This is a genomic window from Pseudomonas sp. GL-B-19 (genome assembly GCF_019956415.1).
Lineage (GTDB): Bacteria > Pseudomonadota > Gammaproteobacteria > Pseudomonadales > Pseudomonadaceae > Aquipseudomonas.
Genome location: NZ_JAHBDK010000054.1, coordinates 13,545 through 36,540 on the forward strand (window position 1 = coordinate 13,545; position 22,996 = coordinate 36,540).

At 58.1% G+C, this 22,996-nt stretch carries 24 protein-coding genes; 13 read left to right on the forward strand and 11 right to left on the reverse strand.

The window, feature by feature from the left end; all coding sequences use genetic code 11:
- Positions 1–276 precede the first annotated feature (276 nt).
- Positions 277–2,178 carry a 3-dehydroshikimate dehydratase QuiC gene (gene quiC, locus KGB06_RS21625; RefSeq protein WP_223519388.1) on the forward strand — a complete coding sequence of 634 codons (1,902 nt, stop codon included), beginning with the start codon at positions 277–279 and terminating at the stop codon, positions 2,176–2,178.
- A gap of 102 nt (positions 2,179–2,280) precedes the next feature.
- Positions 2,281–2,958, forward strand: coding sequence for a TetR/AcrR family transcriptional regulator (locus tag KGB06_RS21630; protein ID WP_223519390.1), 678 nt, complete (start codon positions 2,281–2,283; stop codon positions 2,956–2,958).
- 36 nt (positions 2,959–2,994) lie between these two features.
- On the opposite strand, the gene KGB06_RS21635 is transcribed toward KGB06_RS21630, so the two are convergent.
- The 3 genes from KGB06_RS21635 to KGB06_RS21645 form a co-directional block, all read right to left on the reverse strand.
- Complete coding sequence (locus KGB06_RS21635) at positions 2,995–3,849, reverse strand: shikimate dehydrogenase (protein ID WP_223519392.1); 855 nt, start codon at positions 3,847–3,849, stop codon at positions 2,995–2,997.
- A 5-nt stretch (positions 3,850–3,854) separates the two neighbouring features.
- A complete protein-coding gene (aroQ, locus tag KGB06_RS21640) occupies positions 3,855–4,295 on the reverse strand; it encodes a type II 3-dehydroquinate dehydratase (protein ID WP_223519394.1) in 441 nt (146 codons plus the stop codon).
- 140 nt (positions 4,296–4,435) lie between these two features.
- Entirely contained in the window at positions 4,436–5,347 is a 912-nt protein-coding gene (locus KGB06_RS21645) for a LysR family transcriptional regulator (RefSeq protein ID WP_223519396.1), read from the reverse strand.
- Between the two features lie 249 nt (positions 5,348–5,596).
- On the opposite strand from KGB06_RS21645, the gene KGB06_RS21650 reads away from it, so the two are divergent.
- Together KGB06_RS21650 and KGB06_RS21655 are read left to right on the forward strand one after the other, a co-directional pair.
- The gene (locus tag KGB06_RS21650; RefSeq protein ID WP_223519398.1) at positions 5,597–6,025 is read left to right on the forward strand and encodes a DUF4160 domain-containing protein; all 429 of its coding nucleotides are present in this window, start codon (positions 5,597–5,599) and stop codon (positions 6,023–6,025) included.
- On the forward strand, positions 6,022–6,468 hold the full coding sequence (locus KGB06_RS21655; protein ID WP_223519400.1) for a DUF2442 domain-containing protein: 447 nt from the start codon (positions 6,022–6,024) through the stop codon (positions 6,466–6,468). Before KGB06_RS21650 ends, KGB06_RS21655 begins: the two co-directional genes overlap by 4 nt.
- A 54-nt stretch (positions 6,469–6,522) precedes the next feature.
- Here the strand turns inward: KGB06_RS21655 and trmA are convergent, their stop codons facing one another.
- Together trmA and KGB06_RS21665 are read right to left on the reverse strand one after the other, a co-directional pair.
- Positions 6,523–7,602 (reverse strand): tRNA (uridine(54)-C5)-methyltransferase TrmA, encoded by a 1,080-nt coding sequence (gene trmA, locus KGB06_RS21660; RefSeq protein WP_223519401.1) that lies wholly within the window; start codon positions 7,600–7,602, stop codon positions 6,523–6,525.
- Complete coding sequence (locus tag KGB06_RS21665) at positions 7,599–8,894, reverse strand: NCS2 family permease (protein WP_223519403.1); 1,296 nt, start codon at positions 8,892–8,894, stop codon at positions 7,599–7,601. The genes trmA and KGB06_RS21665 overlap by 4 nt, the downstream gene beginning before the upstream one ends.
- A 223-nt stretch (positions 8,895–9,117) precedes the next feature.
- On the opposite strand from KGB06_RS21665, the gene KGB06_RS21670 reads away from it, so the two are divergent.
- The gene (locus tag KGB06_RS21670; protein ID WP_411741862.1) at positions 9,118–9,564 is read left to right on the forward strand and encodes a DUF4879 domain-containing protein; all 447 of its coding nucleotides are present in this window, start codon (positions 9,118–9,120) and stop codon (positions 9,562–9,564) included.
- A gap of 67 nt (positions 9,565–9,631) precedes the next feature.
- Positions 9,632–10,183, forward strand: a complete 552-nt coding sequence (locus KGB06_RS21675) for a DJ-1 family glyoxalase III (protein WP_223519406.1) — start codon at positions 9,632–9,634, stop codon at positions 10,181–10,183.
- Between the two features lie 6 nt (positions 10,184–10,189).
- Here KGB06_RS21675 and KGB06_RS21680 read toward each other — a convergent pair whose 3' ends face one another.
- The 3 genes from KGB06_RS21680 to KGB06_RS21690 form a co-directional block, all read right to left on the reverse strand.
- Complete coding sequence (locus tag KGB06_RS21680; RefSeq protein WP_223519408.1) at positions 10,190–10,477, reverse strand: HigA family addiction module antitoxin; 288 nt, start codon at positions 10,475–10,477, stop codon at positions 10,190–10,192.
- 13 nt (positions 10,478–10,490) lie between these two features.
- On the reverse strand, positions 10,491–10,793 hold the full coding sequence (locus KGB06_RS21685) for a type II toxin-antitoxin system RelE/ParE family toxin (RefSeq protein WP_223519409.1): 303 nt from the start codon (positions 10,791–10,793) through the stop codon (positions 10,491–10,493).
- Positions 10,794–10,877: 84 nt separating this feature from the next.
- Positions 10,878–12,116 (reverse strand): MFS transporter, encoded by a 1,239-nt coding sequence (locus tag KGB06_RS21690; protein ID WP_223519411.1) that lies wholly within the window; start codon positions 12,114–12,116, stop codon positions 10,878–10,880.
- A gap of 484 nt (positions 12,117–12,600) precedes the next feature.
- Between KGB06_RS21690 and KGB06_RS21695 the strand changes: the two genes are divergently transcribed.
- From KGB06_RS21695 to KGB06_RS21705, 3 genes are all read left to right on the forward strand, one after another.
- Positions 12,601–14,040, forward strand: a complete 1,440-nt coding sequence (locus KGB06_RS21695) for a cytochrome ubiquinol oxidase subunit I (protein ID WP_223519412.1) — start codon at positions 12,601–12,603, stop codon at positions 14,038–14,040.
- Positions 14,041–14,043: 3 nt separating this feature from the next.
- Entirely contained in the window at positions 14,044–15,051 is a 1,008-nt protein-coding gene (cydB, locus tag KGB06_RS21700) for a cytochrome d ubiquinol oxidase subunit II (protein WP_223519414.1), read from the forward strand.
- Between the two features lie 69 nt (positions 15,052–15,120).
- Positions 15,121–15,288 (forward strand): DUF2474 domain-containing protein, encoded by a 168-nt coding sequence (locus KGB06_RS21705; RefSeq protein WP_223519415.1) that lies wholly within the window; start codon positions 15,121–15,123, stop codon positions 15,286–15,288.
- Between the two features lie 67 nt (positions 15,289–15,355).
- On the opposite strand, the gene KGB06_RS21710 is transcribed toward KGB06_RS21705, so the two are convergent.
- Positions 15,356–16,480 carry a methyltransferase gene (locus tag KGB06_RS21710; protein WP_223519417.1) on the reverse strand — a complete coding sequence of 375 codons (1,125 nt, stop codon included), beginning with the start codon at positions 16,478–16,480 and terminating at the stop codon, positions 15,356–15,358.
- A gap of 177 nt (positions 16,481–16,657) precedes the next feature.
- Positions 16,658–17,368, reverse strand: coding sequence for an autoinducer binding domain-containing protein (locus KGB06_RS21715; RefSeq protein ID WP_223519419.1), 711 nt, complete (start codon positions 17,366–17,368; stop codon positions 16,658–16,660).
- Between the two features lie 345 nt (positions 17,369–17,713).
- Here KGB06_RS21715 and KGB06_RS21720 point away from each other — a divergent pair, with 345 nt between their 5' ends.
- Positions 17,714–18,490 carry a ferredoxin--NADP reductase gene (locus KGB06_RS21720; RefSeq protein ID WP_223519421.1) on the forward strand — a complete coding sequence of 259 codons (777 nt, stop codon included), beginning with the start codon at positions 17,714–17,716 and terminating at the stop codon, positions 18,488–18,490.
- 44 nt (positions 18,491–18,534) lie between these two features.
- Here the strand turns inward: KGB06_RS21720 and mscL are convergent, their stop codons facing one another.
- Positions 18,535–18,948 carry a large-conductance mechanosensitive channel protein MscL gene (gene mscL / locus KGB06_RS21725; protein WP_046028605.1) on the reverse strand — a complete coding sequence of 138 codons (414 nt, stop codon included), beginning with the start codon at positions 18,946–18,948 and terminating at the stop codon, positions 18,535–18,537.
- A 285-nt stretch (positions 18,949–19,233) separates the two neighbouring features.
- Here mscL and katB point away from each other — a divergent pair, with 285 nt between their 5' ends.
- From katB to radA, 3 genes are read left to right on the forward strand one after another with little or no spacing between them, the layout of a single operon-like run.
- The gene (katB, locus tag KGB06_RS21730) at positions 19,234–20,775 is read left to right on the forward strand and encodes a catalase KatB (RefSeq protein ID WP_223519423.1); all 1,542 of its coding nucleotides are present in this window, start codon (positions 19,234–19,236) and stop codon (positions 20,773–20,775) included.
- A 59-nt stretch (positions 20,776–20,834) separates the two neighbouring features.
- The gene (locus tag KGB06_RS21735; RefSeq protein ID WP_223519425.1) at positions 20,835–21,377 is read left to right on the forward strand and encodes an ankyrin repeat domain-containing protein; all 543 of its coding nucleotides are present in this window, start codon (positions 20,835–20,837) and stop codon (positions 21,375–21,377) included.
- Between the two features lie 45 nt (positions 21,378–21,422).
- Complete coding sequence (gene radA, locus KGB06_RS21740) at positions 21,423–22,790, forward strand: DNA repair protein RadA (protein WP_008040321.1); 1,368 nt, start codon at positions 21,423–21,425, stop codon at positions 22,788–22,790.
- Positions 22,791–22,996 lie beyond the last annotated feature (206 nt).

Genomic DNA, 22,996 nt, shown 5'->3' on the forward strand with positions numbered 1-22,996 from the left:
TGTGGAGTTGATGTTGCGCAGTGGATAAAAAATCGTCAATTCGCCAACCGTCATTTTGTTCGATAATCGAACACAAAACTAACCAGATAGTACACTTTGAATTGCTGTGTGAGTTTACGCAGCCAATAATTCACTTCAAGAAAAACACAGTCCTGTAGGAGCACGGCTTGCCGGCGATGGCAGCCGCGAGATCGCCATCGCCGGCAAGCCGTACTCCTACATAAAGCAAGCGTGCAGCACCCTGACAAGACTGTCTCCACCACCGGGAGTCGAAATATGCAGCGTTCCATTGCCACCGTGTCCTTGAGCGGTACCCTGCCGGAAAAACTCGAAGCCATTGCCGCCGCCGGTTTTGACGGGGTGGAGATTTTCGAGAACGACCTTCTCTACTACGACGGTAGCCCACGGGAAATTAAACAGATGTGCGCCGATCTGGGGATCGCGATCACGCTGTTTCAACCGTTCCGGGATTTCGAAGGGTGCCGCCGTGACCGACTGCCGCGCAATCTGGAACGGGCCGAGCGCAAGTTCGACTTGATGCAGGAACTGGGCACAGACTTGGTGTTGGTGTGCAGCAACGCGTCCGCCGATTCCGTCGGGGATGAGCAAATCCTCGTCGACGACTTGCGCCTGCTGGCGGAGCACGCCGGCGCGCGCGGCCTGCGGATCGGTTACGAAGCACTGGCCTGGGGCCGGCATGTGAACACTTATCAACAGGTGTGGAACATCGTCCGCCAGGCCGATCACCCGAGTCTTGGCGTGTTGCTGGACAGCTTTCACACGCTGTCGCTCAAGGGCGATCCGAGCGCTATCGCAGAGATCCCCGGCGACAAGATTTTCTTCGTGCAAATGGCCGACGCGCCGATCCTGGCCATGGACGTGCTGGAGTGGAGCCGACATTTTCGCTGCTTCCCGGGCCAGGGCGAATTCGATTTGCCGGGGTTCCTCGCGCCGATCATCAAGAGTGGCTACACCGGGCCGCTGTCGCTGGAAGTCTTCAACGACGGCTTCCGCGCCGCGCCCCCTCGGGCCAATGCCGCTGACGGTTTGCGTTCGTTGCTGTACCTCGAAGAGAAAACCCGCCAGCGCCTGGCGCAGGACGCTCAACCGGCGACCAACCTCGACATCCTGTTCGAGACCCCGACGGCTAGCGAGTACAGCGGCATCGAGTTTCTCGAGTTTGCCGTGGACGAAAGCCTCGGTGCCAAGCTCTCCCATTGGCTGGAGCGGCTGGGTTTCGTCAAGGCCGGGCAGCATCGTTCCAAGAGCGTGAGCCTGCTGCGTCAGGGCGATATCAACCTCATCCTCAACTCTGAGCCTTACTCGTTCGCCCACAGTTTTTTCGAAGCGCACGGCCCATCGCTGTGCGCCACCGCTGTGCGGGTCAAAGACAGTGCGAGCGCGCTGGCCCGGGCCGTGGCTTACAAAGGTCAGCCATATCGCGGACTGGTCGGGCCCAATGAATTGGAGCTGGCCGCGGTGCGCGCACCGGATGGCAGCCTGATTTATCTGGTGGACCAGGAAGCCGACGTCTATGGCACCGACTTCAATCTATATCCTGCCGCCGTGGCCAATGGCGGCCTCAAGCGTATCGACCACATGGCCATGGCGTTGCCAGCCGACAGCCTCGACAGTTGGGTGCTGTTCTACAAGAGCCTGCTGGATTTCGAAGCCGACGACGAAGTGGTGCTGCCCGACCCGTATGGCCTGGTAAAAAGCCGTGCGCTGCGCAGCCGCGACAGTTCGATCCGCTTGCCGTTGAACATTTCCGAGAACCGCAACACCGCCATCTCACACGCGCTGTCGAGTTATCGCGGCTCCGGTGTGCATCACATCGCGTTTGATTGCGATGACATCTTTGCGCAAGTCAGCCGCGCGAAAGAGGCGGGCGTGCCGTTGCTGGACATCCCGCTCAATTACTACGATGACCTCGCCGCGCGGTTCGACTTCGATGACGAGTTCCTCAGCGAGCTGGCCTATTTCAACGTGCTGTACGACCGCGATGCGCAGGGCGGTGAACTGTTTCATGTGTACACCGAGCCATTCGAAGGGCGGTTCTTCTTTGAAATCATTCAACGCAAGAACGGCTATGCCGGCTATGGCGCAGCCAACGTCGCGGTTCGACTGGCGGCGATGGCCAAATCCCGCAGCGGTGCCCTCCGTCAGGCCAAGTTGTAGGAAAATCGTAAACACGGGTACAAACCGCTGCCGCACGACTTCCTTCACTGTGCGGCGCGGCCCATAATCGCCAGCCTGTGCAGTGATGGCCGTGAGCCCGCAATGACAATGACTTCAGAACGCTCCGCAGTGCCCGTCGAACCCATCGCCGAGCCTCGCAAAAGCCGCAAAAACAACCCGGAAAAGACCCGCGAGAACATCCTTCAAGAGGCGATTGTCGAGTTCGTCCAACAGGGGCTTTCCGGTGCTCGCGTCGATGCAATCGCCGAGCGCATCCACACCTCCAAACGCATGATCTATTACTACTTCGGCAGTAAAGAGCAGCTCTACGTTGAAGTGCTGGAAAAGCTCTACGGGGACATTCGCAGCACCGAAAACCGTTTGCTGCTGACCGAGCTGGAACCGGTCGAGGCGATTCGGCGCCTGGTGGAATTTACCTTCGATCACCATGATCGCAATGTCGATTTCGTGCGCATCGTCAGCATCGAAAACATTCACAACGCTGAATACGTGAAACGCTCCGATGCGATCAAGGCGATGAACAATACGATCCTCGATTCACTGGGCGAGATTTTGCGTCGTGGTGCCGAGGAGGGGCTGTTCCGCGCAGGGCTTGTGCCGCTGGATGTGCATCTGTTGATCAGTTCGTTCTGCTTCTATCGCGTATCGAACCGTCATACCTTCGGTGAGATTTTTCAGATCGACCTGCCGGACGAAACTATCAAGCAGCGTCATCGGGAGATGATTTGCGAGTCGGTGTTGCGCTACTTGCAGGCTTGAAATGAAGTGAGGGGATTGTCCCCTCACTGCATCCACTCAGCCATTCATGCTCTGAAAATGCGCCAGCATTCGCTGCGCATCCGGCACTACGCCGCTGAACAATTCAAACGCCTTCACCGCCTGAAACACCGCCATGTTGCCGCCGTCCAGCGTGCGGCAACCGAGCTTGCGGGCATTGCGCAGCAGTTCGGTTTCCAGCGGGAAGTAAACAATCTCCGCCACCCACAACTTAGTGCGAAGCAGCTCCACCGGCACCGGCATGCCCGGCAGTTTTTTCATGCCCATGGGCGTGGTGTTCACCAGCCCGTCCGCTTGGGCCATTGTGCTTGGCAGATCATGCCCGGCCACCGCCCGGCCAGCGCCAAAATGCTGATTGAGGTTGTCCGCCAGCGCCTGCGCGCGGTTGATCTCCACGTCGAAAATACTCAGCAGTTGTACGCCTTCGCTTAATAGCGCGTGGGCCACTGCCGCGCCTGCGCCTCCGGCACCCATTTGTACGACATGTTCACGGGCAGCGTCCTTCAAGCCACGGCGAAAACCTTCGGCAAAACCCAGGCAATCGGTGTTGTGACCGATGCGTTTGCCGTCTTTCAGCACCACGGTGTTCACCGCGCCGATTCCGCGCGCTTCCGGCGACAGTTCGTCGAGCAACGGGATGATCGCCTGCTTGCACGGGAAGGTGATGTTCAGGCCGGTGAAGTTCATCCGCTCGGCTGCCATCAGCAGGTCGGGCAAGGCACTGCTGTCGAGCTGCAACTGATCGAGGTCGATCAAGCGATAGAGGTAACGCATGCCCTGCGCTTCGCCTTCATGCTCGTGCAGCGCGGGTGTGCGGGAGGCTTGAATCCCGGCGCCGATCAGCCCGGCCAATATGGTGTTGTGCTGAGTCATTGCGTTCACCCTTTCAATTGCAGACTGAAATGTTCCAGTGCCAGGCGATAGCCGTGGCTGCCGAAACCGGCCAGCACGGCGGTGGCGATGGCCGAGACGAACGAGTGATGCCGGAAAGGCTCACGAGCGTGGACGTTCGACAGGTGGACTTCGATCACGGGCAGTTCGCTGGCGACGAGGGCATCGCGGATCGCAACCGAGGTGTGGGTCCACGCGGCCGGGTTGATCACAATCCCGGCGCAACGACCGCGAGCGGCGTGAATCCAGTCGAGCAACTCACCTTCGTGGTTGGTCTGGCGAAACTCCACGGCCAGGCCGAATTCTTCAGCGGCACGTCCGCACAGCGCAGAGATGTCTGCCAGGGTTTCGTGACCATAAGTCGCCGGTTCACGGGTGCCGAGCAGGTTCAGGTTCGGGCCGTTGAGCACCAGAACGATAGGGGGCATCGAGGGTCTCTCCACTTATTGTTTTTGGAAGCGGCTGTTGGTTCAACCTGTGGAGATAAATTGTACTAGCTAGTTAGTTCGGTCAATTAAAGAGACGTTTCAGCCGGGATTTGTGGGCGGTGATCGGACAGTTTCGAGGTTTATCGAGGCAGATGCTCAACCAGGAAGTCGATAAAGGCGCGCAACTTCAGGGGCACATGGCGGCTTTGCGGATACAGCAACGTGAACGGTCGCGAGCGTCCGCTGTAAGGCTTCAACACTTCCACCAGCGAGCCATCGGCCAGTTCGCTTTCGACGATAAACCGGTACGTCTGAAACAGTCCCGCCCCGTGTTTGGCCAGGGTTACGCCGCCGAGCACATCGTCAGAGCAACTGAGACTGCCCTCGGCGAGAATCTCCCGTGGTGCGCCGTTGTCATTGAACAACCAGGCAATCCGCCGACCGCTGCTGGGCAGTTCGTACTGAATGCATTCATGCTGCGCAAGGTCGTCCAGGGTTTGTGGGACGCCGGCACGTTTGAGGTATTCGGGGCTGGCAATCATCACCAGCGCGGCGTCCTCCAGATGTCGGGCAATCAGCCCGGAATCCGGAATCGCCCGAACGCGAATGGCCATGTCATAGCCTTCGCCAACGAAATCGATGTTGCGATTGCTGATGTGCGACTCGACCTTTACGTCGGGAAAGCGCGCCCGAAACGCCGGCAGCAACGGCAGAATCCGGTGGTGTGCATAAGTCGTGGGAATGCTGATCCGCAACGTGCCGGACGGTTGCTGCTGCTGGCCCATGACCTCGCGTTGGGCTTCGATCAGTTGCGCCAGCGCCTGGCGACATTCCTCGTAATACCGGCGACCACTGTCGGTCAACTTCACGCTACGGGTCGTGCGCGCGAACAGCCGCACGCCCAGGCGTTCTTCCATGCGCGATACCGAACGGCTGACGGCGGCCGGCGTCACGCCCGCCACCAGCGCGGCGGCAGTAAAGCTCCCGGCCTCGGCCGCCAGACAAAACAGTTCGATGCTGCCCAACTGAAGATCATCGAAGACTCGCTGCATGATTGATTACACCGGGGATCAAATGAGGGGCTGAATGGCGTCACTGTAGATGAAATTGCCGTGGCAGTGATTATCTGGAGCGGCGGCTTTTTTTGCGGGCATGGAGAAAGGATTGCTTACTATTTTGACGCAGTAGACGGCGAGTCAAAAAACGCTCAAGCGCTAGTCTGAAAATCAGATCGCACCAATTATCGGGTTCTTCAAGGAATGGAGAATCTTTGCACTCTATAACCTAACGGATGGGTTAGCATGAACGTATGTCGCTATAAGGGCTTTTCATTGGTCGTCATGCTGCGCGATGAACATTGTCCGCCTCATGTCCACGTCGATGCCCGAACGTGGAGTGCACGCTTCAAATTCAGTTTCTGGCACAACGGCGTGGAGCTCTGGGATGTCGTACCTCATTCGCAGCGACCCCCTTCAGCAGTGCTGGAGGGATTGCGTCAGGCGCTGCGGCAACCGGCGCATTTACGGCGAGCACGCGGCATCTGGTGGAGCAAATTGCGCACGGCCTGCCTCGACAATCAGTTGTGGGATTGGGAGGGCAATGAAGTGGTCGTGATGAAACGAATCGCCTGCACGACCTACCTGATTGGCTCGGCCTGTTACGAGCCCGAAACGAACAAGACGTTGTTGTCCCTGATGGGGGCTGCCGAGGGAGTGGAAATCGAATTATGAAAACGATACAGGCGAACATTCAGGCGGATCGCCCCGTCACCGAAGAAACACTGGATCAGGCCATTCAGCGAGGCGAGTTGAGCCGTCGTAGCGGTTTGAATGCGACAGCAGTGAATTGGTCAGGGCATTGCCTGGTCATCGGCTTTGAAGACGGCAGTGGCGTGCTGCTACCGGCGAAGAATTACCCGGAGTTTGATGGCTTTGACGATGGGGATTTCGCCGACTTGAAGGTTGGCTTTTCGGGAACCGCGCTCTGCCATGAAGGCCGTGATTTACAGGTGTCCATTGCTGGATTGATTTCAGCGAGCAAGCCACTGATGGACATGGCGTCTTCAGTCATCGCCGCGCGCAATGGTCGCCAGAGTAGTGTTGCCAAGGCCGAGGCTGCGCGGGCCAATGGCAAAAAGGGCGGGCGCCCGCGTAAGGTGGATTCGGCTCTTTGACTTGCCCACAAAAAAGCCGTCGTGATGACGGCTGATTTGTACCGGCAACTGCAATCAACGACGGGTCAACAACACCCCGGATTCCATGTGATGCGTCCACGGGAACTGGTCAAACATCGCGCACTGAGTGATGCGATGCGTGTTGTGCAACTGGGCGATGTTCGCCGCCAGCGTTTCCGGGTTGCAGGAGATATAGAGGATGTTGTCGAAGCGTCGGGTCAACTCGCAGGTGTCCGGGTCCATGCCGGCACGGGGCGGGTCGACGAACACGCTACCGAACTCGTAGCTCTTGAGGTCAATGCCGTGCAGGCGACGGAATGGGCGGACTTCGTTCAGCGCTTCGGTCAGCTCTTCAGCGGACAGGCGCACCAGCGTAACGTTATCCACCGCGTTTTCGTTGAGATTGCTCAGGGCTGCGTTGACTGAGGTCTTGCTGATTTCCGTGGCCAGCACTTTGCGTACACGGGTGGCGAGCGGAAGGGTGAAGTTGCCGTTGCCGCAGTACAACTCCAGCAAATCGTCGGTGCGATCACCGAGGGCGTCGTAAGCCCAGTTGAGCATCTTCTGGTTGACGGTGCCGTTGGGCTGGGTGAACGCGCCTTCTGGCTGGCGATAGCTGAAGGTGCGACCGCCGACGTCGAGCTTCTCCACCACATAATCGTGGCCGATCACTTCGCGTTTGCCCTTGGAGCGACCGATGATGCTGACGTTCAGGTCGGCGGCCAGTTTCGTGGCAGCTGCATGCCAGTGCTGGTCCAGCGGGCGGTGATAGCACAGGGTGATCATCGCATCGCCGGCCAGGGTGGTCAGGAACTCCACCTGAAACAGCTTGTGGCTCAGGGCCGCGCTGGCTTTCCATGCCGCTTTGAGCTGCGGCATCAACTGATTGATGCGCACGCTGGCGATTGGAAACTCTTCGATCAAGATCGGCGTACGTTTGTCTTCCTGGGAAAACATTGCGTAGTGCCGCTCGCTGGCTTCACGCCACAGACGGAACTCGGCGCGCAGGCGGAAGTTTTGCAGCGGTGAGTCGAAGACGGCCGGTTCAGGTGCATCGAACGGGGCCAGCAGGTCACGCAGGCGTGTGACCTTTTCTTCGAGCTGAACGGCGTAGGCCTGGGAATCAAAAGTCATGCGTTGAACCAACCCAACTTGATCACGAACAGAATCGACAGAATCACCAGCGCCGGGTTCAGCTCACGTCCGCGACCGGACATCAGCTTGATTGCGGTCCAGGAAATGAAACCGAAGGCGATGCCATTGGCGATGGAATAAGTGAACGGCATGGCCAGCGCGGTGATCACGACCGGTGCGGCGACGGTGATGTCGTCCCAGTCTATTTCGGCCAGGCCGGAGGTCATCAGTACGGCGACGAACAGCAGTGCCGGTGCCGTGGCGAACGCCGGAACGCTGGCGGCCAGTGGCGAGAAGAACAATGCCAGCAGGAACAGAATCGCAACCACAACGGCGGTCAGACCGGTGCGGCCACCGGCACTCACGCCGGCTGCGGATTCGATGTAGCTGGTGGTGGTCGAGGTGCCCAACAGCGAGCCGGCCATGGCCGCGGTACTGTCGGCGATCAGCGCGCGACCCATTTTCGGCATGTGGCCGTCCTTGCCCATCAGGCCGGCGCGCTTGGCGACGCCGATCAGGGTGCCGGAGTTGTCGAACAGATCGACAAACAGGAAGGCGAAAATCACGCTGACCAGACCGATGTCCAGTGCGCCTTTGATGTCCAGTTGCAGGAAGGTCGGGGCCAGGGAGGGCGGCATCGACATCACGCCGCCGAACGGGGTGAAGCCCATCGCAATCGAAACGATGGTCACCACCAGAATGCCGATCAGCACTGCGCCGCGTACGGCCAGGGCTTCGAGAGCAACGATCAGGGCAAAACCCAAGGTCGCGAGAATCGGGGCCGGTTGTTTCAGGTCACCGAGGCCGACCATGGTCGCCGGGTTGCTGACCACGATACCTGCGTTATGCAGGGCGATCAGCGCCAGGAACAGACCGATACCAGCGGCAATCGCCGAGCGCAGCGGCAGCGGGATGCTGTTGATGATCCATTCACGGATGCGGAAGATCGACAGCAGGAAGAAGCACACCGCCGAGATGAACACCGCCCCCAGCGCCACTTGCCAGGTGTGGCCCATGTGCAGAACCACGGTGTAGGTGAAGAAGGCGTTCAGACCCATGCCCGGTGCGAGTGCGATCGGGTAGTTGGCGATCAGGCCCATGGTTGTGGAGCCGATGGCCGCAGCCAGACAGGTGGCGACAAACACCGCGCCCTTGTCCATGCCGGTCTCGCCGAGGATGCTCGGGTTGACGAACAGAATGTAGGCCATGGCCAAGAAAGTCGTGACGCCCGCCAGAATCTCGGTCCGCACGTTGGTGTTGTGTGCCTTGAGTTGAAACAGCCTTTCCAGCATGTCTGCTCCCCGTGGCGCGCCCGGCGCCGTGAATGTATCGACCTCAACAGCAAAGCACAGACCGCTGAACGCGCCTGGGAAATTACTGTGGGCCGGAAAAAGCCGCGCATCATACCAGTCGCGTAGGGTTATGGCTGCTTATGGCTGCGATCGTCGTCGATGTTTTGCCGTCAAGTGAAGTGAGCCATACTGCGCGCTGGTTTTGGGGGTAGTTATGTATTGCATGAAAAAGCCTGTGATCGCCGTGATTGGCGTCGTGTTTGCCTTGTTGCTGGGGGCGCAAAACGCCTCGGCCGCGATGGCGCCACCCTTGAGCCAGTTGAAAGTGCTCAAGGTCGAATCGCCAGGTTGTGGCTTTGAAGGCATCGCCGAGGGGCAGGAACAGACGCGCTGCGACCACAGCGGCCCGAGTATCAAGGTCTATGTGTTGGAAGTCGGCTACGGACGTGAGGCGTTTGTCGCGCTGGACGGGTTTGAACTGAACGGCACCCGCACGCCGGTCTGTGCTTTTGATACCGGTAATCTGACCGAGTGCACCGTCGGGAGAAAAACCGTCGGCTATCTGTATGTCCTGGACCTGGCCGGCAAGCAGAACGGCGTCTTCACCTTCAGCAATACCTCGATCAACGCGCCGGGCAACACGATGTCGACGCAGCTTTACATCAAGTAACGGCTGCGCTCGAACAAGCGTCAGGAAAGCTGACTACGCTTTAAAGATCACCCTGTGGACTGCCCCCATGACCTTTAGAGCTTTGATTACCCTCGCCGAGGGCATTGATGACCTGCAAACAGTGACCCTGGTCGATGTACTGCGCCGCGCCAACGTTGAAGTGGTGGTGGCCAGCATCGAGGGTCGGCGCATGCTCACCTGCGCTCGTGGCACCCGACTGACGGCCGATGCCATGCTGGTGGATTTGCTGGCCCAGCCGTTCGACCTTATTGCCTTGCCCGGCGGTGCCGTTGGCGCGCAACACCTGGCGGCCCATCAACCCCTGCAACAACTTATGAAGGATCAAGCCGCCGCCGGACGCTTGTTCGCGGGCATCGCCGAAGCCCCGGCGGTCGCGCTGCAACAGTTCGGTGTGTTGCGTCAGCGGCGCATGACGTGCCTGCCCTCGGCCAGTCATCAGCTGTTGGGCTGCAACTTTGTCGACCAACCGGTGGTGGTTGACGGCAATTGCGTGACCGCCCAGGGCTCTGGGGCCGCCTTGGCATTTGCCCTGACGCTGGTGGAACAACTCTGCGGCAAAGCCACACGCGCGGCGGTGGCGGGGGAGTTGTTGGTTTAAGGGATGTCAGGCGTGGATGGTAATGGGCTTGATCGCCGGTTGCTCACGCTGTTCCGCTTGCCAGAGATCATAATCGGTCTGAACCCCTAGCCACATGCGGGCCTTGCCAATCCCTGCCCGCTCCAGGCGCACAGCCAGATCGGGGCTGATCGGCGCATGTCCATGCAATACCCGAGAAAGATGTGGTCGCGCAAAACCCAGATGGCGGGCCAGTTCAGTGACGCTGATGCCGAGTTCGGGCAAGACATCCATCAATAGTGTTTCGCCAGGGTGTGGCGGGTTGTGCATGGGCATTGCCTGCCTCCTGTCAGTGGTAGTCCAGATAGTCGACCAGTTCGATGTCTGAACCGATAAACCGATAAACCGATAAACCGATAAACCGATAAACAACTCGCCAGTTCCCTGAATCACTCAGTGACCAGAATTCGGCCAACTCCCCCCTGAGTGGATGCAGTCGCCATCCCGGAATATCGAGGTCGCCGGGTAGCGCTGCACGGTCCATGCACTGAAGCATCCGAGACAGACGCTTCGCATGGTCTGCGCGAATCCCGCGAGTCGAACCTGTTGCATAGAAGCCACGAAGGCCCTTGTGCTGAAAGGATTTGATCATGGGAGAAGTGTAAGGCGATACATTACACTGGAAGCGGTATCTATGTATTGCACCTTGTCGGCAAATTTATGCCAGCAACCTGCTTCAGACCTTCACTTCTTCCACCGGCACATGCATGCGGTCACGGTTGGCCAGGCTCGGGAACAGTTTCACCCAGACCCCGGTCACCACCAGGGTGCCGATCCCGCCCATGACCACCGCCGGTACGGTGCCGAACCAGTGGGCGGTCAGCCCGGATTCGAACTCGCCCAACTGGTTCGAAGCGCCGATGAACAGGCCGTTCACGGCGCTGACCCGGCCACGCATTTCGTCCGGGGTTTCCAGTTGCACGAACGAGGCGCGGATCACCATGCTGATCATGTCTGCCGCACCCAGCACTACCAGCACGGCAAGAGAGAACCAGAACGAGGTCGAGAGGCCGAAGGCAATGGTGGCCACGCCGAACACACCGACTGCCGTGAACATCACCCGTCCGACATTGCGCTCAACCGCAAATCGCGCCAGGAACAACGACATCAGTAACGCTCCGACTGCCGGCGCTGAACGCAGCAGGCCCAGACCCCACGGGCCGGTGAGCAGGATGTCCTTGGCAAACACCGGCAGCAGCGCCGTCGCGCCACCGAGCAAAACCGCAAACAGGTCCAGAGAGATCGCCCCGAGAATGTCCGGGCGACTGCGAATGAAGCGGATGCCCGCCAGCAGCGAATCCAGCGTCGCCTTGCCCTTGTTCAGCGGCGTTTGCCGGGCCGGCAAGTTAAGCATCAGCACGCAGGCAATGATGTAGAGGATTACGGTCGGGCCATACACCCAGACGCTGCCGAAGGCATAGAGCAAACCGCCGAGCGCCGGAGCGACGATGGTGGCTGATTGCTGCGCAGATTGTGCGGCGGCCACCGCGCGGGGAAACAGCGCACTGGGCACGATGCTCGGCAACAGGGCTTGAGTGGTGGGCATTTCGAAGGAGCGCGCGGCACCGAGCAGGAACGCGAGGATGAAGATCATTTCCCGGGTGACCTGATCGGTTGCACTGCCGATGGCCAGCGACAGGGCAATCAGCGCTTGCAGGGACTGGCAGATCGCCGCGACTTTGCGCCGGTCATAGCGGTCCGCGACGTGCCCGGTGTGGAGCATGAACAGCACGCGTGGCGCAAATTCCACCAACCCCACCAAACCCAAATCGAGCACGTTGCCGGTCAGCTGATACAGGTTCCAGCCAATGGCCACCGTGAGCATCTGGAAACCACTGGCGGTAAACACCCGGGCCAGCCAGAACGCGAGAAACGGACGGTGGTGACGTAACAGCAAGGGCTCTTGGTTGGGCATCTGCGGGGAAATCTGGGAGAGGGGAAGGGCGAGGTTATCACCAGCCTGTAACCAGAAGTTGCAGTTGCCGTAAATTTAGTTAGCTAGACACCGATCTCGAAATCGCCCAAATCCCCCTGTGGGAGCGAGCCTGCTCGCGAAGCGGTGTTTCAGGCAGCATGAGTATTGATTGATACGCCGCCATCGCGAGCAGGCTCGCTCCCACAGGGAAAGTATCGCGGCGCATGTCTGCGGCCATGAGGCAACTTGTCACGCGGCAAAAGACCACGCGGTTCATGGCCAGAAATGGGACTACTCTTTCAACGTTGATTGATCCAGATCAAAACCCCAAAAGGAATTGATCCGACGGCCATTTGGCCAGACTCCCTGCGTTGTGATGCTAATAAAAGCAGAACGAATTTGAATTCACCTCACTCCATACCCGTGGGGGCCGATGGGTGCAGGCTTCCAGCCAGCAGCCGTATTACCTGACAGAGGAAGACTTATGTTCGGTTTAGAGGCACTTGATCTCGCCCGAATTCAGTTCGCGTTTACCATCTCGTTTCATATCCTGTTCCCTGCCATCACCATTGGCCTGGCGAGTTACCTGGCGGTGCTCGAAGGTTTGTGGCTGAAAACCCATAACGATACTTACCGCGACCTGTATCACTTTTGGTCGAAGATCTTTGCCGTCAACTTCGGCATGGGCGTGGTCTCCGGGCTGGTGATGGCTTATCAGTTCGGCACCAACTGGAGCCGCTTTTCGGACTTCGCCGGTTCGGTGACCGGGCCATTGCTGACGTACGAGGTGCTGACAGCCTTCTTCCTCGAAGCCGGTTTCCTTGGCGTCATGCTGTTTGGCTGGAACAAGGTCGGGCGCAATTTGCACTTCTTCGCCACGGTCATGGTGGCCATCGGTACACTGATCTCGACCTTCTGGATTCTGGCCTCCAACAGCTGGATGCAAACGCCGCAGGGTTTTGAAATCGTTAATGGTCAGGTGATTCCCACCGACTGGCTGGCGGTGATCTTCAACCCTTCGTTTCCCTACCGCCTGATGCACATGGCGACGGCGGCGTTCGTGGCCACGGCGTTTTTCGTCGGCTCTTCGGCGGCCTGGCACTTGCTGCGCGGCAAGGACAACCCGGCCATCCGCACGATGCTGTCGATGGCCATGTGGATGGCCTTGATCGTGGCGCCGATTCAAGCGGTCATCGGTGACTTCCACGGGCTCAATACCCTCAAGCATCAGCCGGCGAAGATTGCGGCGATTGAAGGGCATTGGGAAAATCATGGCGATGAACCGACCCCGCTGATCCTGTTCGGCTGGCCGGACATGAAAGAAGAGAGAACCAAATTTGCCGTCGAGATTCCGTACCTGGGCAGCTTGATTCTCACTCACTCGCTGGACAAACAGGTGCCAGCGCTCAAGGAGTTCCCGCCTGAGGACCGGCCAAATTCGACCATTGTGTTCTGGTCGTTCCGGATCATGGTCGGCCTGGGCATGCTGATGATCTTCACCGGTTTGTGGAGCCTGTGGCTGCGCAAACGCGACAAGCTCTACACGTCGCGGCCGTTCCTTTACCTGGCGTTGTGGATGGGGCCGTCTGGCCTGATCGCGATCCTCGCGGGTTGGTTTACCACCGAAATCGGCCGTCAGCCGTGGGTAGTCTACGGTCTGATGCGTACGGCGGACGCGTCCTCCAACCATAGTTTCGTACAGATGAGCATCACGCTGATTTTGTTCGTTGTGGTGTATTTCGCGCTGTTCGGTGCCGGTCTGGGCTACATGATGCGCCTGGTGCGCAAAGGGCCGAAGATCGATGAAGGCAAGGAAACCAACGACGGTGGTCCTGGCCAGAAACGTACACCGGCTCGTCCGCTCTCTGCGGCTGACGATGATGGCGCCAGTGACCACAGCCCTAGCCTGACCAAGGAGATTTGAGTCATGGGTATTGATCTTCCGCTGATCTGGGCCGTGATCATCATCTTCGGCATCATGATGTACGTGGTCATGGACGGTTTCGACCTGGGGATCGGGATTCTCTTCCCGTTCATCCCCGGCAAGACCGACCGTGACGTGATGATGAACACCGTCGCCCCTGTGTGGGACGGTAACGAAACCTGGCTGGTACTGGGCGGCGCTGCGTTGTTCGGTGCCTTTCCGCTGGCCTATTCGGTGGTGCTCTCGGCGCTGTACCTGCCGCTGATCCTGATGCTGATCGGGCTGATCTTCCGTGGCGTGGCCTTCGAGTTTCGTTTCAAAGCCAGGGACGAAAAACGTCACCTTTGGGACAAGGCCTTTATCGGTGGCTCCGTCACCGCAACCTTCTTCCAGGGCGTGGCATTGGGGGCCTTCATTGATGGGTTGCCGGTGGTCAATCGCCAGTTTGCCGGTGGCTCACTGGACTGGCTGACACCGTTCACCCTGTTTTGCGGCTTGGCGTTGGTGGTGGCTTATGCGTTGCTCGGTTGCACGTGGCTGATCATGAAGACCGAAGGCAAGCTGCAAGAGCAAATGCACGATCTGGCCCGACCGCTGGCCTTCGTGGTGTTGGCGGTGATCGGCATCGTCAGCATCTGGACGCCATTGGCCCACGCCGAAATCGCCGCTCGCTGGTTCACGCTGCCCAATCTGTTTTGGTTCATGCCCGTGCCGATTCTCGTGCTGGTGACCATGTACGGCTTGATCCGCGCCGTCGCCCGCAATGCGCACTACACGCCGTTCCTGCTGACGCTGGTGCTGATCTTCCTCGGCTATAGCGGTTTGGGCATCAGCCTGTGGCCGAACATCGTGCCACCGTCCATCTCGATCTGGGACGCTGCTGCACCACCGCAAAGCCAGGGTTTCATGCTGGTGGGCACGTTGTTCATCATCCCGTTCATCCTGGGTTACACCTTCTGGAGCTACTACGTGTTCCGCGGCAAGGTGACCCACGAAGACGGTTATCACTAACACTGTGGGAGCGAGGCTGCTCGCGATGGCGCCCTCACCGGCGCCATCGATCTACTGAGGATCGATGCAATGACCGGCAAACATTCCCTGCACGACATTGAAGAGGCTGAAAAAAAACCGCTGTGGCAGCGGCTCGGCTGGCTGGCCTTGATCTGGGTCGGTAGCGTCGGCGCCCTGTTTATCGTGGCCAGTCTGATGCGCATGTTCATGAATGCGGCAGGCCTGAGCACACACTAAAGATCCCATCCCGTTGCCTTGGAGGCACGGATTTATAACCCTCCTGCATGGAGGGTTTTTTTCGGGCTTATTTGCGGGCTTTTAGAATCACGAATTTTGGCGTGGCGGCCACTTGCTCTACACCACGGAACAGTCGGGCAAGCTTGCTGTGGTAACCCAAGTGACGGTTGCCGACGATATACAGCGCACCGCCCACCACCAGCGCCTCTCGGGCCTGCTGGAACATGCGCCAGGCGAGAAAGTCGCCGACGACTTGTTGCTGATGGAACGGCGGATTGCACAACACCACGTCCAGGGATTGAGATTCCTGCCCCGCGAGGCCATCGCCGGCCCGCACAATGACTTCTCTGTCACCGAGTGCCGCGCGCCAGTTTTCGGCGGCCGATTGCACGGCCATGTACGACTCGTCCACCAGCGTGTACTGCGCCTGCGGGTTTTGCAGCGCACTGGCGATGGCCAGCACGCCATTACCGCAACCGAGGTCCGCGACTCGCGCAGTGCCGAGGTTCTTTGGCAGGTGTGGCAGAAAGGCCCGGGTGCCGATGTCCAGTCCTTCGCGGCAAAACACATTGGCGTGGTTCAGCAGTTCAATGGCCGGTTCATCGAGTTGATAGCGCGAGGGGTAGGGGGACACGACAGGGGCTTTTGCTTCAGGTGTGGCGATCAATAGCCGAGCCTTTTTCACCGCCAAAGAGGCTTGCACCGGGCCGATGTAGCGTTCAAGCAGATCCGCGGCAGCACGTGGCAGATGCTTGATCATCGCCGCAGCAATCACTTGCGCGCCCGGCGCCAACTGGCCTTGCAGGCGAATAAGCTGTTCTTCCAGCAACGCCAGGGTTTTTGGCACCCGGAGCAAAACCCGGTCAAACGGGCCGCTGAATGCTTCGCTTGCGGGCACGCTCGGCACCGCGTCAAACGCCTGGTTGTTACGGATCAGATTTTTCTCCAGTCCCTGAAACGCCAGAAACGAGTCGCCACTGCTGATCACCCGGACCTTGCCTGCGAGGCTGGCTGCCAACGCGCCAAAACTGTCGTTCAGCACCAGTACCCGAGTCTCTGTCGAGGGGTGTTGTTCGGCGAAATGGTTGAGCAGGTATTCGTCGGCCGCATCGAAAGCTTGCAGCGGTTCGTTCTGCTGTTCTGGCTGACGGATCAGATCGAGTTGGGCGAAGGGCGTTTCGAGCAGGGGCATGAGGCGGGGCTCTGGGTAGTCAACGGGTGTGGTGTCCCGCTGCCGGAGGCGTTGTAGCGGGCGGGGCCGTCCGAGTGCACTTCATCGTGAGGTTATAGACGACATCACTCAGGGGACCGCAAATGGTACGTTTTTTTCTGCTGGATTACTCGTAGGTTTTCCAGGCTTGGTGTGGATTCAGATGGCCCCCGTCCTCACAGCCTTTATCACCGCTGCAATCTTGTTGTTCACGCCAAATTTCTGGATTGCACTGTGCACGTGGAAATTGATGGTGCGTTCACTGATGCTGAGGATTCTGGAGCATTCATATGCCGTCTTGCCGTCGGCTGACAATTTCAAAATTTCGATTTCACGTGTCGACAAATGAGGTGTGCATGCGGTCGGCAGGCAATGACGCAGTTTTTGCGCCACGTGCCCATGCAACTGGTGGTTGATGAAAATGGCGTAGCCCAGATTTGCATAAAACTCAGAGGAAGTGATTGGGTTGTTGCTTCTGGCCAGGCTAAACATACTGCGAAGACCGCTGCCGTCATGAAACGATTGTGACCAGCCATATTGCAAGCCTAGTTTTTTTTGCGCTTGCCGAAGCAGAGGCGCCTTTGAGAAGACCCCATCCTCCCAAAGAATCGGCAGCTCTGATTGATTGCAATGAGCCAGTATTGGGTCTGTGTCACGGAAATGGTCATGTTCATATTTCGAATTCCAATCGAGCGGATAGTTGTTAAGACACACTTTGTCGCGATGATGCGCTTCGATGGGGGATGTAATTGAAAAAGCACAGAAAGTGAAGCCAAGACTCTGAGCGAGATTGAGCGAAATTTCATACGCAGATTTAATTTCCTTGGCGTCGGATATCTGTCTTAACTGTGATTCCTTCCACAATTCCATTGCAGCAGCTCCATGCAGATATCTTGGGGGTGCATATTGGATCCGCGATCCAGCACGTGCCGAGTGTAGGAGCAATCTCTGACATATGCTGCAATTATTTTGCTCTTGATGATTTCTGAAAGTGCATGTCTGGTTCTTAGAAATAAACAGCTAAGCAAAACTCAGTCACATGGCGTACATCATTCTATTTGTCGTTTTTTTGTAAGAGTTGGTGGATGTCGTTAGCAATACAAAGTCGGCTATATAACTAGCAGCGGGTCTCATTTCCAAAGACACTACAAATCACCAGTGTTTACATCGTCTGCTTTGCGCGACACTGGTGAGGTCAGTTCAATGGAGCGACCCATGACCGCCAGTGCCGATAAATTCACTCGCCAAACCTTGCTCGACGTCCAGCCGTTGACCCCGAACCTGTTTACCCTGCGGGCCACCAGGGATCCGGGTTTTCGTTTCAGGTCAGGGCAGTTCGCCCGGTTAGGCGTTACCAAGGCCGATGGCAGTACGGTTTGGCGTGCCTATTCAATGGTGTCGTCGCCCTTTGACGAATTTCTCGAGTTCTTCTCCATCGTGGTGCCAGGTGGGGAGTTCACCAGCGAGCTGAGTCGCCTGGAGGTCGGTGATACGTTGCTGGTCGACCGCCAGGCCTTTGGTTATTTGACCCTTGATCGTTTTGTTGATGGGCGTGATCTGTGGTTGTTATCCACAGGCACCGGCATTGCGCCGTTCCTGTCGATCCTGCAGGACTTCGAGGTCTGGGAGAAATTCGAACGCATCATCCTCGTCTACAGCGTACGCGAAGCCCGGGAACTGGCGTATCAGGCGCTGATCGCCGAGTTGGGGCAGCGCGATTATTTGGTCGAAAACGCCCATAAATTGCAGTTCATCGCCACTGTCACTCGCGAACAACATCCCGGCGCCCTGAGCGGGCGGATCACTACGCTGATCGAAAATGGCGAGCTGGAGCGGGCTGCAGGCGTGGCGCTGACACCCGAGCACTCGCGGGTCATGCTTTGCGGTAACCCGCAGATGATCGATGACACGCGCAAGCTGCTCAAACAGCATGACATGCACCTGAGCCTCAGCCGACGGCCAGGCCAAGTGGCTGTGGAAAACTTTTGGTAAAAAAACGGCGCCTCACGGGCGCCGTTTCTGCTTGTAACCAGTGTTCAGGGCCGATTGTTCTGGGCCTTGAGCAAATCACGGATCTCGCTCAACAACTCTTCTTCCTTGCTCGGGACCGGCGGCAGTGTTGGAGCCGCGGCTTCTTCGCGCTTCAGTTGGTTGATCGCTTTGATCCCCATGAAAATCGCGAGAGCGACAATGACGAAGTCAATCATGCTCTGGATGAATTTGCCGTAGGCCAGCACCACTGCCGGGGCATTGCCTTCGGCAGCCTTGAGCGTAATGGCCAGATCACTGAAGTCCACCCCGCCAATCAACAAGCCAATGGGCGGCATGACCACGTCGCCGACAAACGACGTAACGATCTTGCCGAAGGCTGCGCCGACGATGATACCGACCGCCATGTCGATCACATTACCTTTGACCGCGAAGGCCTTGAACTCACTTATCACGCCCATAGGTTATTTCCTTGTTACAGATGAGGTTGGTAAACGCAGTGTAAAGCAGCAAAACGGCTCTTGCTTGAAACACCTTATTACAGTGCGCGTGATTATCGACCCGTCTGCCGGCAATTAGTTTGCAAAGTGCCAGCAATCGCGCGCGAAATACGCGCTAACTGGCTGATCAGCAAAATAAATTTCTGAATCATCACGTTGCGTTATTTCTATTTAAGCTTTACCGCTTTGGCCTCTAGCCTCGGGTCAGCGCACTGGGAGTGCGCCTCGAAAACAGAGGAACCTGATATGACTTCAACCATTGGAATTGGGGCTTTTCCCCATCGGCGTACCCTTGGCGTTTTAACCGCCAGCCTGCTGTCCTTCTCCGTCCATGCTTCCAACCTGACCCGGGATAACGGCGCAGTCGTAGGTGACAACCAGAACTCACAAACCGCTGGCGCCACCGGCCCCGTGCTGTTGCAGGACGTGCAACTGATTCAGAAGCTGCAGCGCTTTGACCGTGAACGTATTCCTGAACGTGTGGTGCATGCTCGCGGCACCGGGGCCCATGGCACCTTCACCGTGACCAATGACCTCAGCGACCTGACCAAGGCGAAGGTATTCGCTGGCGGCCAGAGCACACCGGTGTTCGTGCGTTTCTCCGCCGTTGTTCATGGCAACCATTCGCCGGAAACCCTGCGCGACCCTCGCGGTTTCGCCACCAAGTTCTACACCGCCGACGGCAACTGGGACCTGGTGGGTAACAACTTCCCGACCTTCTTCATCCGTGACGCAATCAAGTTTCCGGACATGGTCCACGCGTTTAAACCAGATCCGCGCACCAACCTCGACGATGATTCGCGACGTTTCGACTTCTTCTCCCATGTCCCTGAAGCCACTCGCACCCTGACCGAGTTGTATTCCAACTCCGGTACTCCCGCCAGTTACCGGGAAATGGACGGAAACGGTGTACACGCCTACAAGTTAGTTAATGCCAAAGGTGATGTGCACTATGTGAAATTTCACTGGAAGAGTTTGCAGGGGATAAATAATCTCGATCCGAAGTCGGTCACAAAAGTTCAAGGTAAAGACTACAGTCATATGACCAGTGATTTGGTCGCTCATATTAACAAGGGTGACTTTCCGAAGTGGGACTTGTACGTTCAGGTTGTAAAATCTCAAGATTTGTACAAGTTTGATTTCGATCCATTGGACGCAACCAAGATCTGGCCCGGAGTTCCGGAACGAAAAGTTGGACAAATGGTTTTGAATCGTAATCCTGCAAATGTCTTCCAGGAAACCGAGCAAGTTGCCATGGCGCCAGCCAATCTTGTTCCCGGTATCGAGCCATCGGAAGATCGCTTATTGCAGGGGCGAGTGTTCTCCTACGCCGATACGCAACTCTATCGTCTGGGCGCCAATGCGCTGCAGTTGCCGATCAACGCGCCAAAAGTTGCCGTGAATAACGGTAATCAGGACGGCGCGATGAACATCGGCCACAGCAGCACGGGCGTTAATTATCAGCCGAGCCGTCTGATGCCCCGCGAAGAGCCGCAAGCCGCGCGTTACAGCCAATCGGCGCTGTCGGGCAGCACCCAGCAGGCGAAGATTCAGCGCGAGCAAAACTTCAAGCAGGCCGGTGATCTGTATCGCTCCTTCAGCAAAAAAGAGCGAAACGATCTGATCGAGAGTTTTGGCGGTTCGCTCGCGACAACCGATGACGAGAGCAAGCACATCATCCTGTCGTTCCTTTACAAAGCTGACCCGGAATACGGGGCAGGCGTGACCAAGGTGGCCAAGGGTGACCTGAGTCGGGTCAAGGTGCTGGCGGCCAACCTGGTCGACTGACCGTGTTTGCCTGAAAAGCGGGACCTCGGGTGAGGTCCCCTCGAGCCAAGGAGCTTGCGATGCGTAGTTATCTGTTTCTGTTACTGGCGTCGCTATCGACCAGCGCTTTTTCCACTACAACCGAAGACCCTGCGGAGCTGACGGCTCAACTGCAGGATTACTACTTCGACGCCGCTCGCCGCGGTGATGTGCCAATGCTCGATACATTCATTGAAGCCGGCTACTCGCTCGAGACCCGCGACAGCAAGGGTTACACCGCGCTGATTCTGGCGACCTATCACGGCCAGACCGCTGCAGTAGACCGCTTGCTCGCCGCCGGCGCGGATGCCTGTGCTCAGGATCAGAGAGGCAACACGGCATTGATGGGGGCGATTTTCAAAGGTGAAGTCCAGATCGCCCGCACCTTGTTGGCGGCCCATTGCAGTCCCGACCAGCGCAACGGCGCAGGGCAGACTGCCGCGATGTACGCCGGACTGTTCAAGCGTGCCGAGTTGCTCGACGCACTCAAGGCCAAAGGGGCGGACCTGGACGCCGAAGATCCATTGGGCAATAGCGCCGCGCGTCTGGCCAACGGTGAAATCCGCACCGCTGCGCCGCGCTGATCGGCGTCAGCTGAGCTATCATCGCGGTTTTTGCCGGGAGTTCAGATGGCCAAGGCCAAGCGCATGTACGGCTGCACCGAGTGTGGCTCAACCTTCCCAAAGTGGGCTGGCCAGTGCGGCGAGTGTGGGGCCTGGAACACGCTGACTGAAACCATGGTGGAAAGCGGTGGTGCCGCTGCCCCGAGCGGTCGCACCGGCTGGACCGGCCAACAGGCCCAGATCAAGACCCTGGCCGAAGTCAGCGTCGAAGAAATCCCGCGCTTTTCCACGGCCTCCAGCGAACTCGATCGGGTGCTGGGCGGTGGCTTGGTCGACGGTTCGGTGGTGCTGATCGGCGGCGATCCGGGCATCGGTAAGTCGACCATCCTGTTGCAAACCTTGTGCAACCTCGCCAAGAGCATGCCGGCGCTGTACGTCACCGGCGAAGAATCGCAGCAGCAAGTGGCCATGCGTGCCCGCCGGCTGGGTTTGCCGCAGGATCAATTGCGGGTGATGACCGAAACCTGCATCGAAACCATCATCGCCACGGCCCGGGTGGAAAAGCCCAAAGTCATGGTGATCGACTCGATCCAGACGATCTTCACCGAACAATTGCAATCGGCGCCGGGTGGTGTCTCTCAGGTTCGCGAGAGCGCGGCTTTGCTGGTGCGTTATGCCAAGCAGAGCGGCACCGCGATTTTCCTGGTGGGCCACGTGACTAAAGAAGGCGCACTGGCCGGTCCTCGCGTGCTGGAGCACATGGTCGACACCGTTCTGTATTTCGAAGGCGAATCCGATGGTCGTTTGCGTTTGCTGCGTGCGGTAAAAAACCGTTTCGGTGCGGTCAACGAATTGGGTGTGTTCGGTATGACGGACAAGGGCCTGAAAGAAGTCTCTAACCCTTCGGCGATCTTTCTCACCCGCGCTCAGGAAGAAGTCCCGGGCAGTGTGGTCATGGCGACGTGGGAAGGGACGCGGCCCATGCTGGTGGAAGTCCAGGCATTGGTGGACGACAGTCATTTGGCCAACCCGCGTCGGGTCACGCTGGGGCTGGATCAGAATCGTCTGGCGATGTTGTTGGCGGTCTTACACCGTCACGGCGGCATTCCGACCCACGATCAGGACGTGTTCCTCAACGTGGTCGGCGGTGTGAAGGTTTTGGAAACCGCTTCTGACCTGGCGTTGATGGCGGCGGTGATGTCCAGTTTGCGCAACCGACCATTGCCGCATGATCTGTTGGTGTTTGGCGAAGTCGGCTTGTCCGGCGAAGTACGCCCGGTGCCAAGCGGTCAGGAGCGCCTGAAAGAAGCCGCCAAGCACGGCTTCAAGCGCGCCATCGTGCCCAAGGGCAATGCACCGAAAGAGGCGCCACCGGGATTGCAGATTATTGCGGTCACGCGTTTGGAGCAGGCACTCGACGCATTGTTCGAGTAACCCACAAATCCCTGTGGGAGCGAGCCTGCTCGCGAAAGCGGTATGCCTGTCGACTTAAATGTTGAATGTCACACCGCATTCGCGAGCAGGCTGATCTGGCCTAATGAAATTGGACACATCAATAGGGCGCTATGATGGCGCCCAAATCTAAGGTGTGCATGATGATGCGAAAGTCCTATTCCAGCGAGTTCAAGCTCAATGCTTCA

Excerpts from the sequence above, each read along its gene's own strand:
- quiC (WP_223519388.1), top strand. The coding sequence starts at position 277 with ATGCAGCGTTCCATTGCCACCGTGTCCTTGAGCGGTACCCTGCCGGAA.
- KGB06_RS21630 (WP_223519390.1), top strand. The coding sequence starts at position 2,281 with ATGACAATGACTTCAGAACGCTCCGCAGTGCCCGTCGAACCCATCGCC.
- KGB06_RS21635 (WP_223519392.1), bottom strand. The coding sequence starts at position 3,849 with ATGACTCAGCACAACACCATATTGGCCGGGCTGATCGGCGCCGGGATT.
- aroQ (WP_223519394.1), bottom strand. The coding sequence starts at position 4,295 with ATGCCCCCTATCGTTCTGGTGCTCAACGGCCCGAACCTGAACCTGCTC.
- KGB06_RS21645 (WP_223519396.1), bottom strand. The coding sequence starts at position 5,347 with ATGCAGCGAGTCTTCGATGATCTTCAGTTGGGCAGCATCGAACTGTTT.
- KGB06_RS21650 (WP_223519398.1), top strand. The coding sequence starts at position 5,597 with ATGAACGTATGTCGCTATAAGGGCTTTTCATTGGTCGTCATGCTGCGC.
- KGB06_RS21655 (WP_223519400.1), top strand. The coding sequence starts at position 6,022 with ATGAAAACGATACAGGCGAACATTCAGGCGGATCGCCCCGTCACCGAA.
- trmA (WP_223519401.1), bottom strand. The coding sequence starts at position 7,602 with ATGACTTTTGATTCCCAGGCCTACGCCGTTCAGCTCGAAGAAAAGGTC.
- KGB06_RS21665 (WP_223519403.1), bottom strand. The coding sequence starts at position 8,894 with ATGCTGGAAAGGCTGTTTCAACTCAAGGCACACAACACCAACGTGCGG.
- KGB06_RS21670 (WP_411741862.1), top strand. The coding sequence starts at position 9,118 with ATGAAAAAGCCTGTGATCGCCGTGATTGGCGTCGTGTTTGCCTTGTTG.
- KGB06_RS21675 (WP_223519406.1), top strand. The coding sequence starts at position 9,632 with ATGACCTTTAGAGCTTTGATTACCCTCGCCGAGGGCATTGATGACCTG.
- KGB06_RS21680 (WP_223519408.1), bottom strand. The coding sequence starts at position 10,477 with ATGCCCATGCACAACCCGCCACACCCTGGCGAAACACTATTGATGGAT.
- KGB06_RS21685 (WP_223519409.1), bottom strand. The coding sequence starts at position 10,793 with ATGATCAAATCCTTTCAGCACAAGGGCCTTCGTGGCTTCTATGCAACA.
- KGB06_RS21690 (WP_223519411.1), bottom strand. The coding sequence starts at position 12,116 with ATGCCCAACCAAGAGCCCTTGCTGTTACGTCACCACCGTCCGTTTCTC.
- KGB06_RS21695 (WP_223519412.1), top strand. The coding sequence starts at position 12,601 with ATGTTCGGTTTAGAGGCACTTGATCTCGCCCGAATTCAGTTCGCGTTT.
- cydB (WP_223519414.1), top strand. The coding sequence starts at position 14,044 with ATGGGTATTGATCTTCCGCTGATCTGGGCCGTGATCATCATCTTCGGC.
- KGB06_RS21705 (WP_223519415.1), top strand. The coding sequence starts at position 15,121 with ATGACCGGCAAACATTCCCTGCACGACATTGAAGAGGCTGAAAAAAAA.
- KGB06_RS21710 (WP_223519417.1), bottom strand. The coding sequence starts at position 16,480 with ATGCCCCTGCTCGAAACGCCCTTCGCCCAACTCGATCTGATCCGTCAG.
- KGB06_RS21715 (WP_223519419.1), bottom strand. The coding sequence starts at position 17,368 with ATGGAATTGTGGAAGGAATCACAGTTAAGACAGATATCCGACGCCAAG.
- KGB06_RS21720 (WP_223519421.1), top strand. The coding sequence starts at position 17,714 with ATGACCGCCAGTGCCGATAAATTCACTCGCCAAACCTTGCTCGACGTC.
- mscL (WP_046028605.1), bottom strand. The coding sequence starts at position 18,948 with ATGGGCGTGATAAGTGAGTTCAAGGCCTTCGCGGTCAAAGGTAATGTG.
- katB (WP_223519423.1), top strand. The coding sequence starts at position 19,234 with ATGACTTCAACCATTGGAATTGGGGCTTTTCCCCATCGGCGTACCCTT.
- KGB06_RS21735 (WP_223519425.1), top strand. The coding sequence starts at position 20,835 with ATGCGTAGTTATCTGTTTCTGTTACTGGCGTCGCTATCGACCAGCGCT.
- radA (WP_008040321.1), top strand. The coding sequence starts at position 21,423 with ATGGCCAAGGCCAAGCGCATGTACGGCTGCACCGAGTGTGGCTCAACC.